Genomic DNA, 14,843 nt, shown 5'->3' with positions numbered 1-14,843 from the left:
TCCTGGCCGCTGGGGCGGGACGTCACGGCGACGCGGCGGCCAGGGCCTCGCGGCAGAGCCGGTCGGCGGTCCGGGTGGTCTCCGGCAGCCGGAAGCGCGGGGTCAGGGCCAGCACCCGGGCGGTGGCATTGTCGAGACTCATCCGGTGGCCGACACTGACGAAGACCGGCTTCACCCCGGTCCGGGTCCGCAGCACCCGCCCGACCACCTCGCCGCCTTCGTGCAGCGGCGACCAGGCACCCCGGACGTCAGCCGGCGGCGTCCACTCGCCGACCAGCGGCGTCTTGCCCACCCCGATCGCCGGCAGCCCGGTCACCACGCCCAGGTGGCAGGCCAGCCCGAACCGTCGCGGGTGGGCCAGCCCGTGCCCGTCGCAGACCAGCAGTTCCGGGCGGGTGGCCAGCCGGTCCAGCGCGTCGAGCAGGGCAGGCAACTCGCGGAAGGCGAACAGCCCCGGCACGTACCCGAACGCCGGCCGGCCGACGACGACCGCGCTCTCCACCACGGCCAGGGTCCGGGCGTCCAGCACCGTGACGGCCGCCGCGAGCCGGTCGCCGCTCTCGGCGTACGCGACGTCGAGGCCGGCCACCGTCGCGGGCGCGGCGGGCCCCGGCCCGACCAGATCCACCAGCGTCCGCAGCCGATCCTGTACGGCCACCGCCTCCGCCACACTCCCCGGCACGCTGACCCCGCCCGGCGCGCCGGGCGCGGTCGGCGGGGTCGGCCCGGCCGGCGGCGGGGCCGGCCCGGCCGGCGGTGGAGCCGGCCCGGCCTGCGGAGTCGGCCCGGCCGGCGACGGAGTCGGCGCGGCCTGCGGGGTCGGCGCGGGCGGCGAGGCCGGCGCGGGCGGCGGGGCCGGCGAGGCCGGCGCGGGCGGCGGGGCCGGCGGGGTGATCCACTCCGGTTCCCGGATATTGCGGTATCCCGACCGTCTGGACACCGCCATATCCGGGATCTCGTGTCGATCACTACCCTGGCGGCCCGTCATGAGGTCTTGTCCGGCTCCTGCTCGTCGCCGCGGTTGCGGGAGGTGGCGCCGAGCGCGAGCGCGAAGGCGATCCCGATGGCGATGCCGAACGCGACACCGCCGGCGCCGCCCAGCGTCAGCAGGCCGATCACCAAGCCGAGCATCATCCCGACCAGCCAGGCCCAGAAATTCGACCCGCCCTGCGCCGACGAACCCTCCGACTTCGACGGCCCGTCCTGCGTCCGCGGCCCGGCGAGCGTCGGCGGGCCGTCAGGCCGGGACGGCTCGGTCGGATCCGCCGGCCCGTCCGTTGGCGGCGGCCCGTCCGGCCGCGGCGGTTCGACCGGGTCCGGTGGTCCGGCCGGCCTCGGCGAGTCCGCCAGCGCTGACGGTCCGTCCGGTCGTGGTGGCTCTGCTGGGGTCGGCCGCTCGTCCTTCTGCGCCATCGCCTGAGCGTATTCCGGCCCGGCAGCCGGATGCCCGACGAGGACGGTCAACCGGACACGGCGGCCCGGTCCGGTCCGCGTGCCCGTCCGCGAGGCCCCGCGCCCCTACTGGCCGACGCGACCGTCGATAAGCTCGCGGAGCAGGTCGGCGTGACCGTTGTGCCGGGCGTACTCCTCGATCATGTGCACCAGCAGCTCGCGCAGCGAGATCTCACTGCCGTCCCGCTGGCGGCCCTTGACGCCGAGGTCGGGCGCCTCGGCAACCAGCCGCTCGGCGTACGCCACCTCGACCCGCCAGTTCCGCCATGCCTCGGCGACCACCTCCGGGTCGGCCACCGCCCCGTTGAAGTCCAGGTCACGGTCGGTGTCGGAGCGGTAGATCTTCGGTGCGTCCTCGCCGGCCATCACCCGCCGGAACCAGCCGCGCTCCACCTCGGCCAGGTGCCGCACCAGGCCGAGCAGCGACAGCGTCGACGGCGGTACGCCCGGCGGGCCAGCCCCTCGGCGTCCAGGCCGGCGCACTTGAGTTCCAGCGTCAGGCGCTGGTCACGCAGGTACTGCACGAGGATCGTGCGCTCGTCGTCGAAGCCACCCTCCGAGCGCGGATCGTCGTCGGGGTGCACGAACATGTTCGACCAGGCGAAGTTCCGGTCGGGCCGATCGGCGGGGGTGTCGCGGGCGGTGGGCGAGTCAGCCATGACAGCGACCCTGACCAAGCCAGGGCCCAGCCGCAACCAGGTTTGGTGTCGAGGCAGACGGCTGCTCGGCGCCCAAAGGCGCCCGAGACCGCACCCAACGTGGCGCACCTGCTCGGGGCGTCAGCCGACCGATCCTTGCCCCTGCTCCACCATCGATTCGAGAGCGCGCTCGTCCGGAAGCGGAGAACCTCCCGTGATGGTTTCCACCAGGCCTTCAAGTGTGATCCGGTCGACGACCTCGTACCGGTCGACGTTCCTCGGATCGTCAAGGAATCGCACCACGAGGCCGGGATCGTAGGACCACCCTCGGCTGCGGTGGTTCCACAGGACGGCGGCGCCCGTGGCCACGTCCATGACGAAGATGCCTGCGGGCTCGGTCTTTGCCTCAGTGCGGTAGACGACGTAGTAGGTCAACATCATCTCTCTCCAGCTTCGACGCGAACTCTCGCGCAATCGGGAAGTCATCAGACGTCAACCCGTACTCGGCAACGATCTCCCCGAAGCTCCGTCCCTGCCCGTCGAGGTAGCGCCGATACTCTCGCCACAGCGCTCCGTTGGTCAAGATCCACTTAACGAAGCTGGTGTCCTTGGCCGGGAAGGTTTCATGCAGGCCAGGAGGTACTTTATTCGGCAGCCCACCATGACGGTTTGCGGCCAGCATCTGCAGGAAGGCCGCGACCCGCCGTTCGGCGGCCTCTGCGGTCCGCCGAAGAACCTCGTAGGCACGGTGAGTTCGGAGCCAGACGTCCCTGGAGGAGTCGGTGTGCAGCTGGAGCTCGAAGGTGACCCCACCTGGCGAGATCAGCGTGCAGTTGAGTCCGTAGAAGCGGTTCCCGGGCTTCCAGAAGTTCTTGCACCCGTCGACTCGGAAACCTAGGCGCGCCAGCTGATCCAGCACAGCGACGGCAGCATCCACATATCGCGCTCCAGAGGGCAGAGTGAACGTGAACCTGAGGACGTCGTTCACCTCGCCGGCGAAGTCCTCCACCGACACTCCGACGACCTGCGCTTCGTCCAGGTACTTACGCGCCAACGACTCGAAGCTCTTGACCCGGAACTTCTGGCCCGTCAGCCGGATGGACGCCGCCGGCTGGAGGCTTTCCGTCACCCGCACGCCCACCGTGTCGAGAACGGCCTCCACGTCGTCCGCCTCGGCGAGCGCCCGATCCCGTACGGCGCTCAATACCGACCGCTCCGCGGCTGACAGCGGCAACTCTCCGCCGCGTGGGTCTTCGCTGTCTCGGTGATCCGATGCGTCGGGTCGCTCGCCTCCCGCGGGGAGCGCGCCGGGGCCGTCCAGCAGGTGCATGCGGTTGACGTACGGCTCGCCGTACCCCTCGTCGTTCACGGCCGGCGGGTATTGCGGCAGGTCGGGCCGGGCGCTGAACCGTCCCCGGCGCAACCCGGCCATCGGCATCGGCCGGCCGTCCGGGCCGAGGACGAGGATGTCGGCGTCCACCGCGTTACGCGGATGCGGGGCGCCCGAGTGCCGGTACAGCGGCTGGTCGCCGATCCGGCCGGTCTGCGGGTCGAGGTAGAGCACCGTCCCGTGCTGGTTGAGGGCCACCCAGATGTGGGATCCGCCCTGTTCCCAGCTGTTGATGACGAAGGCGAAGCTGCCGTGGCCGCCGAGGATCAGCTGGTCGTGGAGGTTCCGGTAGCCGGTCTCCATGGCGTGCCGCCGCTCGCCGGCCGTCATCGCGCTGCCGGGCTGGCACAGCCGCTGGAAGCGACCGCCGGTGACGTCCTCGATCCGCCCGACGCCGTCGCGTTCACCGTCCAGCGGGCGGGTGACGTCGCCGTCCCGGTAGGCGTCGAAGGTACGGGGAGCCGACACCCGGGGCCGCCCGTGCACCCAGGTGTCGAAGAGGGACAGGGTGCAGTCGAGGCAGTTGATGCCGCGGGTCGGGTCGGCGGCCGGTCCGCCGTCGTTCAGCAGCCGGAACCAGTCGCCCCGCCGCGGATCGGCGGTGCGGGTGACGCTGCCGTCCGGCTCACGGGGCATCCGCCGCTCGACGTCGGTCTGGTGCAACGCCAGCGGCGGGCGCAGCCCGCCCGGGCGGCCGTAGTGGCGGGACCGGTCGATCGGCGGTGGGTCGTCGTCGCCGGTGAGGGCCGACCGGTCGGCCGTCTCGACCGCCCCGACGGCGAGATCACCCACGTCGTCGTTGATCCGACGGAAGTCCAGCGGGTCGTGCACGCCCACCACCGACGGTACGGCGGTGCCGGCCAGCACCTCGTCCGCGAGGTCCAGGCACTCCCCGTACGCCCGGGTTTCGTCGTCGGCGTAGCGCTGCCACCTGTCGGCCAGGTACGGCTGGCCCGCGTGGTCCAGCCGACGGGCCTGGATGGTGTAGTCCCGCGCCCGCTGGTGGTGTTCCTCCGTCCGGGCCCGCAGTCGCGCCGCCTCGTCCAGCCGGCGCTTCTCCTCGAACCAGGCCCGTTGGGACTCGTAGTAGCCCCGGTACCGGCGCCGCTCGAACGCCTCCCGGTCGATGGTCCACCGTTCGGCCCGCCGGTCGGCAGGGCCCGGCCGGGGCGGACCGCCGTGCTCCGGCGCGGCGGGGCCGGCGTGCGTCGGTGGTCGCACCGGAGCGAGCGCGGCGAGCAGGGGGAACCGGGTGGTCGGTGCCGGCGGTCCCGGGTCGATGGTGCCGCCGGCCGCCGGCGTCGGGAGGGTGACGGCCCCGGCGCTCGGCGGCAGGGACCGATGCGCCTCGCCGCCGGGCGTGGGCACACCCGCCGCCGGTGGCGCCGGCCGCGCCGTCGCCCCGCCGCCCACCGTGGTAACGCTCGCCGCCGCGGACAACGGACCGTTCGCTGCCCCGCCGCTCGACCCACTGCCCGCCGTAGGCACGCCCGCCGCACCGGTCGCCGCCACGCCAGTCGACCCGCCGCCGGCGGTGGGCACGCCCGCCGCAGGAGACACCGGACCGGTCGCCGCCGCGCGACTCGCCCCGCCACCTGCCGTGGTCGCACCCTCAGCAGGAGACGGACCGGTCGTCGCCACGCCGCTCAACCCGCTCCCGGCGGCAGTCACGCCCGCCGCGGCGGACACCGGCCCAGCGGTCGCCACGCCGCTCGACCCGCTACCGGGCATGGTCGACGCCGGACCGCCCGTCGCCGGCAGGCCGGCGCCGCCCCCCGCGTCCGCACCCGACGCCACCGAACCACCGGTCAGCGCCCCGGCCGCCGGCTGGGCCGGCGCGGCCGCCGACAGGGCCGGACCGGCCTGGGACGGAGCACCGTCCACGGTCGGGCTGCCGGCGAAGCGAGCGCCGTCCGCCACGGAAGCGCCGGCCCCACCGGACGCCGACGTAGCCGGCGCGGCACCGCCCGCGTCGGCAGCCGAAGGGCTCTGGTCGGCGGAGCGAGCGAGATCGGCCGCCGGCGCCGGGGACGACACCGTCTCGACCCCCGACCCGCTCCGCTGCGCCGGAACCACCCCCTCCGCCGGGAGCGCGGGCACCGGAGGCGCCGAGGGCTCCGCGTCGAGCCGGGCGGCAGGGGTGGGCAGGCTTCCCGCCGCCCCGGCCAGCGCGCTCAACTGCCCGTCCAGCCGGCTCCGCAGCGCCGCGTCCGCCTGCCCGGTGACCGAGCCGCGCGCCCCCGAGACGGCGGCGCGCGCGGCGTCCTCGACCGACGTGAGGCCCTGGCCGGTGGCCAGGCTGGCGGCCTGCTCGGCCAGCACCTCACCGGCCATCTCCCGGGTCAGGTGCTCGCCGACCCGCGCCGCGGGCCCGCTGGCGTGCCGGCCCAGCCCGGCCAGCGGCGCCACCGCCCCGCCGGCCAGGCCGCCGACCGCCGAGGCGCCCAGGTCGGCGACGTCCAGGCCGTGCCGGCGGCCGGTCGTGTTCTGGTACGCCTGGATGGCGAGGTTGACCCCCGACTCCTCCCCCGCCTCGGCCAGCCCGCCGAGCGCGGCGCGCCGGGCCAGCCCTCGGGCGCCGTCCCGGGCGACCTCCTTGGCGGCCCGTTCGCCGGCCTCCTGGAGCCCCTGCCGCAGCGACTTGCGGGCCAGCTGACCCATCAGCCGCTGGAAGATCCGCTGCACGATCAGCCGGCTGGCGGTGATCGCCGCCCCGGCGGCCGGCGATGCCGCACCGGCGGTGAGCACGGTGGCGACGGCCAGCGTGAGCAGCTCGACCACCAGGATGCCCAGCTCGATCCAGACCTCGAGCTTGGCGGCCTCGATGTCGCAGCCGCACTCCTCCACCAGGCGGCCCAGGTCGGCGCTGATCGCCAGCAGCACCGGCAGCGGGGCGTCGTCCCCCTCGGCCACCCGGCGCCAGGCGGTGTCGAACGCGGCCGCGACGGCACCGACGCCGCCGTAGCCGTCGCGCACCTCGGTCGCGGCGGCGACCGCGTCGGCCCGCGGCCCGGCGAGGGCGGCGGCCACCGCGTACCACTGGTCGGCCAGGTCCCAGACCGCCCGCTCGTTCCCCTCCGGCCACTCCACCCCGACCACCCAGTCCAGGGCCTCGTAGACCCAACCGGGCAGCTCCCAGGGCGAGTAGTCGAGCGGGTGCGGGACGGGACTCGGTAACAGACTCATCCGGCTCTCCAGGAGGGGATCAGCGCTGGTGCGGCCGGTCCAGCCGGCCGGCGGCGGCCGCGTCGGCCGCCAGGTTGGCCTCGACCGAACCGACCACGTCGGCACCCAGCCCGGTCAGCTGGCGCCCGACACCCGCCCAGGCGCGCAGCACCGTCTCCTCGAACCCGCGGTACCGCTGCTCGAACGCGGCCCCGAGGTCGTCCCGGCCCCAGGGCCGCTGCGCGCTGGCCGCCGCGATCGCCCCACCGAGCCGCTCGCGGCGCGCGGTCACCGCCTCGCCCGCGCGGGTCAGGTCGGCGCCGCCGCGCCGGGCCCGCTGCGGGTCGAGCCAGAGCTGGCCGGCCATCACCGCTCCCCGCGCAGCGCGGCGTCGCCCCGGCCGAGCAGCGCCCCGAAGTCACCGGTACGCACGAAGTCGAGCGACCCGGAGCCGGCGGGCAGGTAGCCGGCCACCAGTTCCTGGGTGGCGGCCACGGCCGCCGTGCTGGCCCGGTGCACGGTCTCGGTGATCTTCCGGCCCAGCCCGGCCGCGTCCCGGTCGCGGTAGACCGCCGGACTCAGCTCCACCGCGATCAGCTCGCCCCGGGCGCCGACGGTCGCGGTGACCTGGCCGTCGTCGGAGTGCCGGGTGATCCGCAGGTCGGCGAGCTTGGCCTGCAGCTCGTCCAGACCGGACCGCAGCCGTCGGTACTGCCCGTACACCTCGTCGAACCGTGCCCGCAGCGCACGGTTGGCGTCGCGGTCCACGCTCTCTGCCAACGCCGGCCTCCCCGTCACCGTCAGTAGGGCGAACCATACCGGCTGCCACGGAATCGCGTTGTCCGGTAGGTTCGCAGGGGTGATCGACCGTCATCAGGCCGAGCAGCTCGCCGCGGTGTGGGCGCGTCGCGACTCACAGCGACTGGGATACGAGTGCACCCCGACGGTCGACGAGTTCGACCTCGGCTACGTCATCACGTCCACAGTGGCGCTGGCGGCGCGCACCGTGCCGGGCGACCTGCCGACCACCGTGGTCGACAAGGAGACCGGCGAGATCAGCACCTGGCCCCGGGTGCCGGTGCCGGCGGTGGCGGAGATGTACCGGCGCAGCCGGGCGACCGGGCCGGCCGCCCCGCGCACCGTCGACCCGGCCGGCCGGCTGCGCCGCGAGATCCGCCGGATCCCCACCCCGGACACGGCCGCGCACCTGACGATCGACGGCCGGATCTTCACCGCCCGGGGCGCCAAGGGCGACCTCACGCTCCACCACCACCCGCTGGTCCGGCGCTACCTGGACGGCCTACCGCCCGGTCATCTGGTCCGCGGCGCCGACCGGCACGCCGAACTCGTCGTCGTCTCCGACGTGCTGCACGAGTACGACCACCGCCGGGCCGCCGAGGGCATCGCCCCGATGGGCACGGCCGAGGCGCGGGATCTGCTGCGCTCGGCCCGGTTCGAGGTGTTCCGGGTGCGGGAGCCGGGCGACCCGCACGGCGGCCCCGCCGACCGTCCCTGCGACTCCTGCGTGGACGCGCTGGTCGAGTTCAACATCCTGCCCTGGTCCGAGCGGGGCTACACCGTGCCGTGGCGTCCCGAGCCGCAGCCGGATCCGGAACCGGGTCGCTTTCCACCCGACGTCGCGCAGGCTCTCGTGGCGGCCGGCTGGCGCCCGCACGAGGGCGACATGATCGTCGCCGCCTCGGCCGTCCGGGACGTCAGCGCGGTGCGCGGCCGGGCCCACCGCCACGCCGCCTTCCCGGCCGCCACCTCGACCCTCACCGAGTTCCCCAGCCTGGTCGGCGCGCGGCGCGGTCCGGGCGAACAGGTGTGGATCTCCCGGTTCGACATCCGCCCGCGCCAGGTCGCGCACACCGCCGACACGCTGGCCGACTTCGCCGCCGTGCTCGGCGCGCGGCTCTTCCCGATCGGCACCGAGCGGCAGGACAGCATCATCGCCGTCGACGAGCACGGCCGGATCTTCGCGCTCGACCAGGCCGGTGAGTGGTTCCTCGGCGCCGACATCGACGCGGCGCTGACCACCCTGCTGCTCGGGCGCGCCCCGGCCCGGGTCCGCGAGGACGGCACCTGGTGAGCTAGAGGGTCACCCCGGTCAGCACCATGACCCGCGGCTCGGTGTAGTCCTCCATCGCGCTGCGCAGCCCCTCGCGCCCGACGCCGCTGCCCTTCACCCCGCCGTACGGCATCTGGTCGGCCCGGTACGACGGCACGTCGCCGACGATCACCCCGCCCACCTCCAGCGTCCGGCCGGCGCGGAAGGCCGTCTGGAGGCTGTGCGTGAAGACGCCGGCCTGCAACCCGTACGCCGAGTCGTTGACCGCGGCGAACGCGGCCTCGTCGTGCTCGACCCGGGCGACCACCAGCACCGGCCCGAACACCTCCTCGGCGCTGACCTTGGCGTCCGCCGGCACCCCGGACAGCACGGTCGGCGGGTAGGTCGCCCCCTCGCGCCGGCCGCCCACCTCGATGGTGGCGCCCGCCGCGACCGCCTCGTCCACCCACGCCTCGACCCGGCGCGCGGCGTCCTCGGACACCAGCGGCCCGACGTCGGTCAGCTCGTCGGACGGGTCGCCGGTGCGCAACTCCTGCACCGCGGCGAGCAGCCGGGGCAGGAAACCGTCGTAGAGCCACTCGTGCACGTAGACCCGCTGCACGGCGATGCACGACTGCCCGGCCTGGTAGTTGGCGAAGGTGGCGATCCGGTGCGCCGCGAAGGTCAGATCCTCGTCGCTGTTCCAGTCCTCGCAGATCACCGCGGCGGCGTTGCCGCCCAGTTCCAGGGTGACGTGCTTGTCGGGCACCGACCGGCGGATCGCCGCGCCGACCGGCCCGGAGCCGGTGAACGACACCACCGGCAGCCGCGGGTCGGCGACGAGTTCGGCGGCCCGCTCGTTGGGCAGCGGCAGCACCGAGAACATCCCGGCCGGCAGCTCGGTCTCGGCGAGCAGCTCGCCGAGCAGCAGGGCCGACAGCGGGGTGGCCGGGGCCGGCTTCACGACGATCGGCGCGCCCACCGCGATGGCCGGCGCGACCTTGTGCGCGACCAGGTTGAGCGGGAAGTTGAACGGCGCGATGCCGAGCACCGGGCCCTTCGGCACCCGCCGCACCAGGGCGATCCGCCCGGTGGCGGCGGGGTCGGTGTCGAGCCGTTGCAGCTCGCCGGAGAACCGCCGGGCCTCCTCGGCGGCCCAGCGGAACGTGGAGACCGCCCGCCCCACCTCGGCCCGGGCCCACTTCAGCGGCTTGCCGTTCTCGGCGGTGATCAGCCGGGCCACCTCGTCGGCCCGCTCGGCGAGCCGCCGGGAGACGTGGTCCAGGGCCGCCGCTCGGGCGTGCGCGGGCAGGGCCGCGGCCGCCGCGGCCACCTCGGCCGCCGCCGCGACGGCGGCCTCGACCTGGTCGGGCGTGGCCTGGGTGGTACGACCGACAGCCCGCCCGTCGTACGGGTGGTGCACGGTCAGCTCGCCCTCGCCGTGGGCGGGACGGCCGGCGACATAGAAGGCAACGGGCTCCACGCTGAGCAGCCTAGACGACCAACCTGCCGACGGAAACAGTCGCGTTAACCCTTGTCTGCCGCGAATTCAGTAGCGAAGATGGCACACAGACTGCGATTACCGCCGCAGACCCGCACCCCCGGCCCCCCTTCGGAGAGATCGAGTCATGAGTGACCAGCAGAAGCTGCGCAACTTCGTCAACGGCGAGTACGTCGAGCCGGTGGACGGCGGCTACGCCGACCTGATCGACCCCTGCACCGGTGAGGTCTTCGCGCAGGCCCCGGTCTCCGGAGCCGCCGACGTCGACGCGGCGATGAAGGCCGCCGCCGACGCGTTCGAGGGCTGGCGGGACGCCACCCCGGCGGAACGGCAGAAGGCGTTGCTCAAGCTCGCCGACGCGGTCGAGGCCCGGGCGGCCGAACTGGTCGACGCGGAGGTGCGCAACACCGGCAAGCCGCGCCAGCTCACCGCCGACGAGGAGCTGCCGCCGGCGGTGGACGAGTTCCGGTTCTTCGCCGGCGCGGCCCGGCTGCTGGAGGGGCGCTCGGCCGGCGAGTACCTGGCCGGCCACACCTCGTACGTGCGGCGCGAGCCGATCGGCGTCTGCGCCCAGGTGACGCCCTGGAACTATCCGCTGATGATGGCGGTCTGGAAGATCGCCCCGGCGCTGGCCGCCGGCAACACGGTGGTGCTCAAGCCGTCCGACACCACCCCGGTGTCCACGCTGCTGCTGGCGGAGATCGCCGCCGAGTTCTTCCCGCCGGGGGTGTTCAACGTGGTCTGCGGCGACCGGGACACCGGTCGTACCCTCGTCTCGCACCCGACCCCGCAGCTGGTGTCGATCACCGGCTCGACCCGGGCGGGCATGGAGGTGGCCGCCGCGGCCGCGCCGGACCTCAAGCGGACCCACCTGGAGCTGGGCGGCAAGGCGCCGGTGGTGCTCTTCGACGACGCCGACGTGGCGGCGGCGGCCGAGGCGATCGCGGTCGGCGGCTACTTCAACGCCGGGCAGGACTGCACGGCGGCGACCCGGGTGCTCGCCGGCCCCGGCATCCACGACGACTTCGTCGCGGCCCTCACCGAGCAGGCCCGCAATACCAGGACCGGCGCCCCGGACGACGAGGACGTGCTCTACGGTCCGCTGAACAACGCCAACCAGCTGGCCCGGGTCCGTGGCTTCGTGGACCGGCTACCGGACCACGCGAACGTCGAGACCGGCGGCTCGCCGCTCGGCGAGCGCGGCTACTTCTACGCCCCGACCGTGGTCTCCGGCCTGCGCCAGCAGGACGAGATCATCCAGGACGAGGTGTTCGGGCCGGTCATCACCGTGCAGCGGTTCACCGACGAGGACGAGGCGGTGCGCTGGGCCAACGGCGTCGAGTACGGCCTGTCCGCCTCGGTCTGGACCCGGGACCACGGCCGGGCGATGCGGATGACCCGCCGGCTCGACTTCGGCTGCGTCTGGGTCAACACGCACATCCCGTTCATCTCCGAGATGCCGCACGGCGGCTTCAAGCACTCCGGGCACGGCAAGGACCTCTCGGTCTACAGCCTGGAGGACTACACCCGGATCAAGCACGTCATGCACAACATCGAGGGCTGACCCGTGGCGTCGAGCGAGGAGCTGCACAAGCGGCGCGGGGCGGCGGTCGCCCGGGGCGTCGGCAGCGTCATCCCGTCCTACGTGGACCGCGCGAGCGGCGGCACGCTCACCGACGTCGACGGGCGGGAGTGGATCGACTTCGCCGCCGGCATCGCGGTGACCAACGTCGGCAACTCCGCCCCGCGGGTGGTCGAGGCGGTACGGGCGCAGGTCGAGCGCTTCACCCACACCTGCTTCATGGTGGCGCCGTACGAGTCGTACGTGGCGGTCTGCGAGCAGCTCAACGCGCTCACCCCGGGCGGGTTCGAGAAGCGCTCGGCGCTGTTCAACTCCGGCGCCGAGGCGGTGGAGAACGCGGTGAAGATCGCCCGGCACGCCACCGGGCGGCCGGCGGTGGTGGTCTTCGACCACGCGTACCACGGCCGGACCAACCTGACCATGGCGCTGACCGCGAAGAACATGCCGTACAAGCACCGGTTCGGGCCGTTCGCCGGCGAGATCTACCGGGTGCCGATGTCGTACCCGCTGCGCGACGGTGGCCTGCCGGGCGCGGAGGCCGCCGCGCGGGCGATCGAGCTGGTGGAGAAGCAGGTCGGCGCGGAGAACGTCGCCGCGCTGCTGATCGAGCCGATCCAGGGCGAGGGCGGGTTCGTCGTGCCGGCGCCGGGGTTCCTGCCGGCACTGCGCGAGTGGGCGACCGCCGCCGGGGTGGTCTTCGTGGCCGACGAGATCCAGACCGGGTTCTGCCGCACCGGTGACTGGTTCGCCTGCCAGCACGAGGGAATCGAGCCGGACCTGGTCACCCTGGCCAAGGGCATCGCCGGCGGGCTGCCGCTGGCCGCGGTGACCGGCCGGGCCGAGCTGATGGACGCGGTGCACGTCGGCGGCCTCGGCGGCACCTACGGCGGCAACCCGATCGCCTGCGCCGCCGCCCTGGCCAGCATCGAGACCATGCACGAGCTGGACCTGGCCGGCGCCGCGCGGCGGATCCAGGCGACCATGGTGCCCCGGCTGCAGGCCATCGCCGAGCGCACCGGGGTGGTCGCCGAGGTACGTGGCCGGGGCGCGATGCTCGCCGTGGAGATCGTCCAGCCCGGCACGCTCACCCCCGATCCGGTCACCACGGCGGCGGTCTCGGCGGCCTGTCACGCGGCCGGCCTGCTCACCCTGACCTGCGGCACGTACGGCAACGTGCTGCGCTTCCTGCCCCCGCTGGTGATCTCCGCCGCCGAGCTGCGCCGGGGCCTGGACATCCTGGACGCGGCGTTCCCCGGCTGAGCCCGGCGGGTCCGGCCGGGGGCCCGCGGCAGACAGCCGTCGGCCCCGCCGTACGCCGGAGGGCCCCTCGCCGCACCCGAGGGGCCCTCCGGCTGCCGGGCGAGCCGGCGGAGCCGCCCGATCAGCTCCGTGGGGCCGCCCGGCCGGTCAGCGGAGCACCTCGACCACGTTGCGCCGGATCACGTTCTTCCCCGGCTCGCGCACCTGGTCCATGGCGGCCGCGTTGAGCAGCACGCAACTGCCGGACGGGCCGGTCACCGTCACCGTGGTCGACCGGTTGTTGTCCAGGTTGGTCACCCGCAGCCGGGTGCCCACCGGGAACCGGCCGCTGGTCGCCGCCGGGGCGCCACCCTCGGCCGAGAAGGTGACCGAACCCGGGCACGCGGAGGCGGCACCGGGCTGACCGGCGCCCGGCTGCGCCGCTCCACCGCCCGGCTGGGCGGCGCCGGAGCCGGGCTGGCCACCGCCGGGCTGCGTCGCGCCCCCGCCGTCCAGGCGTTCCACCACGTTGCGGCGGATCACGTTCTTGCCGGGTTCCCGGACCAGTTCCATGGCGGCCGCGTTGAGCAGCACGCAACTGCCGGACGGGCCGGTCACGGTGACGGTCGCCGACCGGTTGTTGTCCAGGTTGGTCACCCGCAGCCGGGTGCCCACCGGGAACCGGTCGCTGGTCGCCGCCGGCGCGCCACCCTCGGCCGAGAAGGTCACCGAGCCCTGGCACACCGAGGCGCGCGCCGGCGCGCTGTCCGCGAACCCGAGCCCGGTGCCGACCGCCACCACCGCCGTGGCGACCACCGCCACCCCCGCCGCCAGCATGTGCTTCCGCTGCACCCTCACCGTTGTCTCTCCCGTCGTCGGTGTCACCTACGACGCCTGGTACGGCGTGGGAGCGCTGCCCCGTTCACCGCGATCCGCGGGTTGACCTGAAGTCGGCTTCAGGTCCTAGCGTCGGGACAGGCGATCGAGGAGGTGCCATGACGTATCTGGTGACCGGCGCGACGGGCCGGGCCGGCCGGCGGGTGGTGGCCGAACTGGTGGCGCGCGGGGTGCCGGTACGCGCCCTGACCAGGGATCCGGCCCGGGCGACCGGGCTGCCGGACGGGGTCGAGGTGGTGGCCGGCGACCTCACCGACCCGGCCACGCTGCCGGCGGCGTTCGAGGGCGTCACCGGCGTCCACCTGTTGACCACCGCTGGTGACGACTACGCGACGTTGCGCACCGGGCCGGAGATCGTCGCCCTGGCGGAGCGCGCCGGCGTGCGGCGGCTGGCCGTGCTCTGGAACGGCCAGGACGGCCCGGTCGAGGAGGCGGTCCGGGCGGGGAGCCTGGAGTGGACGATCCTCCAGCCGGTGGACTTCATGAGCAACGCCCTCGGCTGGGCGGAGTCGATCCGTGCCGCCGGCGAGGTACGCGAGCCGTTCGCCGACGTCCGCAGCGCGGTGGTCGACGAGGCCGACGTCGGGGCGGTCGCCGCGGAGGTGCTCACCGGCGACGGGCACGCGGGCCGGTCCTACCCTCTCACCGGCCCGCAGGCCCTCACCCCGCGGCAGCGGGTGGCCGCCGTCGCCGCGGCCATCGGCCGGGAGGTGCGGTTCGTCGAGCTGACCGAGGAGCAGGCCCGCGCCCGGTGGCGGCAGGCCGGCTACGACGAGGAGCTGATCGACCTGCTCGCGTCCTGGCAGGGCAACCCGCCGCCGGCCGCGTACACGGTCAGCGACACCGTCGAGCGGCTGGTCGGCCGGCCGCCGCGTACCTTCGCCGACTGGGCGCGCGCGCACGCCGACGCCTTCCGCTGACCACCCGCC

General features: G+C 74.6%; 14 protein-coding genes. 4 read left to right on the top strand and 10 right to left on the bottom strand.

Going from position 1 to position 14,843, the window contains the following annotated elements:
* Positions 1-22 precede the first annotated feature (22 nt).
* The 8 genes from nfi to SM577_RS15605 all read right to left on the bottom strand — a co-directional run bounded on the left by nfi (position 23) and on the right by SM577_RS15605 (position 7,425).
* A complete protein-coding gene (nfi, locus tag SM577_RS15640) occupies positions 23-682 on the bottom strand; it encodes a deoxyribonuclease V (protein ID WP_474587185.1) in 660 nt (219 codons plus the stop codon).
* A gap of 302 nt (positions 683-984) precedes the next feature.
* Complete coding sequence (locus SM577_RS15635) at positions 985-1,119, bottom strand: hypothetical protein (RefSeq protein WP_474587184.1); 135 nt, start codon at positions 1,117-1,119, stop codon at positions 985-987.
* A gap of 399 nt (positions 1,120-1,518) precedes the next feature.
* The gene (locus SM577_RS15630; protein WP_474587253.1) at positions 1,519-1,845 is read right to left on the bottom strand and encodes a mycothiol transferase; all 327 of its coding nucleotides are present in this window, start codon (positions 1,843-1,845) and stop codon (positions 1,519-1,521) included.
* A complete protein-coding gene (locus SM577_RS15625) occupies positions 1,818-2,111 on the bottom strand; it encodes a hypothetical protein (protein WP_474587183.1) in 294 nt (97 codons plus the stop codon). Before SM577_RS15625 ends, SM577_RS15630 begins: the two co-directional genes overlap by 28 nt.
* Before the next feature lie 120 nt (positions 2,112-2,231).
* Positions 2,232-2,531 (bottom strand): hypothetical protein, encoded by a 300-nt coding sequence (locus SM577_RS15620; RefSeq protein ID WP_474587182.1) that lies wholly within the window; start codon positions 2,529-2,531, stop codon positions 2,232-2,234.
* Positions 2,497-6,666 carry a toxin glutamine deamidase domain-containing protein gene (locus tag SM577_RS15615; RefSeq protein ID WP_474587181.1) on the bottom strand — a complete coding sequence of 1,390 codons (4,170 nt, stop codon included), beginning with the start codon at positions 6,664-6,666 and terminating at the stop codon, positions 2,497-2,499. The genes SM577_RS15620 and SM577_RS15615 overlap by 35 nt, the downstream gene beginning before the upstream one ends.
* Before the next feature lie 19 nt (positions 6,667-6,685).
* Positions 6,686-7,012 (bottom strand): hypothetical protein, encoded by a 327-nt coding sequence (locus tag SM577_RS15610; protein ID WP_474587180.1) that lies wholly within the window; start codon positions 7,010-7,012, stop codon positions 6,686-6,688.
* On the bottom strand, positions 7,012-7,425 hold the full coding sequence (locus SM577_RS15605; protein ID WP_474587179.1) for a YbaB/EbfC family nucleoid-associated protein: 414 nt from the start codon (positions 7,423-7,425) through the stop codon (positions 7,012-7,014). The genes SM577_RS15610 and SM577_RS15605 overlap by 1 nt, the downstream gene beginning before the upstream one ends.
* 79 nt (positions 7,426-7,504) lie before the next feature.
* On the opposite strand from SM577_RS15605, the gene SM577_RS15600 reads away from it, so the two are divergent.
* Positions 7,505-8,737 (top strand): SUKH-3 domain-containing protein, encoded by a 1,233-nt coding sequence (locus SM577_RS15600; RefSeq protein WP_474587178.1) that lies wholly within the window; start codon positions 7,505-7,507, stop codon positions 8,735-8,737.
* A gap of 1 nt (position 8,738) precedes the next feature.
* Here the strand turns inward: SM577_RS15600 and SM577_RS15595 are convergent, their stop codons facing one another.
* Positions 8,739-10,178 (bottom strand): aldehyde dehydrogenase family protein, encoded by a 1,440-nt coding sequence (locus tag SM577_RS15595; RefSeq protein WP_474587177.1) that lies wholly within the window; start codon positions 10,176-10,178, stop codon positions 8,739-8,741.
* Between the two features lie 145 nt (positions 10,179-10,323).
* Between SM577_RS15595 and SM577_RS15590 the strand changes: the two genes are divergently transcribed.
* Entirely contained in the window at positions 10,324-11,760 is a 1,437-nt protein-coding gene (locus SM577_RS15590) for a gamma-aminobutyraldehyde dehydrogenase (protein ID WP_302918118.1), read from the top strand.
* A gap of 3 nt (positions 11,761-11,763) precedes the next feature.
* Positions 11,764-13,038, top strand: a complete 1,275-nt coding sequence (gene gabT / locus SM577_RS15585; RefSeq protein WP_474587176.1) for a 4-aminobutyrate--2-oxoglutarate transaminase — start codon at positions 11,764-11,766, stop codon at positions 13,036-13,038.
* A 147-nt stretch (positions 13,039-13,185) separates the two neighbouring features.
* Here gabT and SM577_RS15580 read toward each other — a convergent pair whose 3' ends face one another.
* Entirely contained in the window at positions 13,186-13,875 is a 690-nt protein-coding gene (locus tag SM577_RS15580; RefSeq protein ID WP_474587175.1) for an RlpA-like double-psi beta-barrel domain-containing protein, read from the bottom strand.
* 137 nt (positions 13,876-14,012) lie between these two features.
* Here SM577_RS15580 and SM577_RS15575 point away from each other — a divergent pair, with 137 nt between their 5' ends.
* Positions 14,013-14,834, top strand: a complete 822-nt coding sequence (locus tag SM577_RS15575) for an NmrA family NAD(P)-binding protein (protein ID WP_302918121.1) — start codon at positions 14,013-14,015, stop codon at positions 14,832-14,834.
* Positions 14,835-14,843: the final 9 nt, after the last annotated feature.

This window comes from Micromonospora desertarenae, assembly GCF_056150265.1.
Note: the sequence above shows the minus strand (reverse complement) of the source record. Positions and strands in the feature narration are given on the sequence as shown.

Excerpts from the sequence above, each read along its gene's own strand:
- SM577_RS15625 (WP_474587183.1), bottom strand. The coding sequence starts at position 2,111 with ATGGCTGACTCGCCCACCGCCCGCGACACCCCCGCCGATCGGCCCGAC.
- SM577_RS15620 (WP_474587182.1), bottom strand. The coding sequence starts at position 2,531 with ATGATGTTGACCTACTACGTCGTCTACCGCACTGAGGCAAAGACCGAG.
- SM577_RS15615 (WP_474587181.1), bottom strand. The coding sequence starts at position 6,666 with ATGAGTCTGTTACCGAGTCCCGTCCCGCACCCGCTCGACTACTCGCCC.
- SM577_RS15610 (WP_474587180.1), bottom strand. The coding sequence starts at position 7,012 with ATGGCCGGCCAGCTCTGGCTCGACCCGCAGCGGGCCCGGCGCGGCGGC.
- SM577_RS15590 (WP_302918118.1), top strand. The coding sequence starts at position 10,324 with ATGAGTGACCAGCAGAAGCTGCGCAACTTCGTCAACGGCGAGTACGTC.
- SM577_RS15575 (WP_302918121.1), top strand. The coding sequence starts at position 14,013 with ATGACGTATCTGGTGACCGGCGCGACGGGCCGGGCCGGCCGGCGGGTG.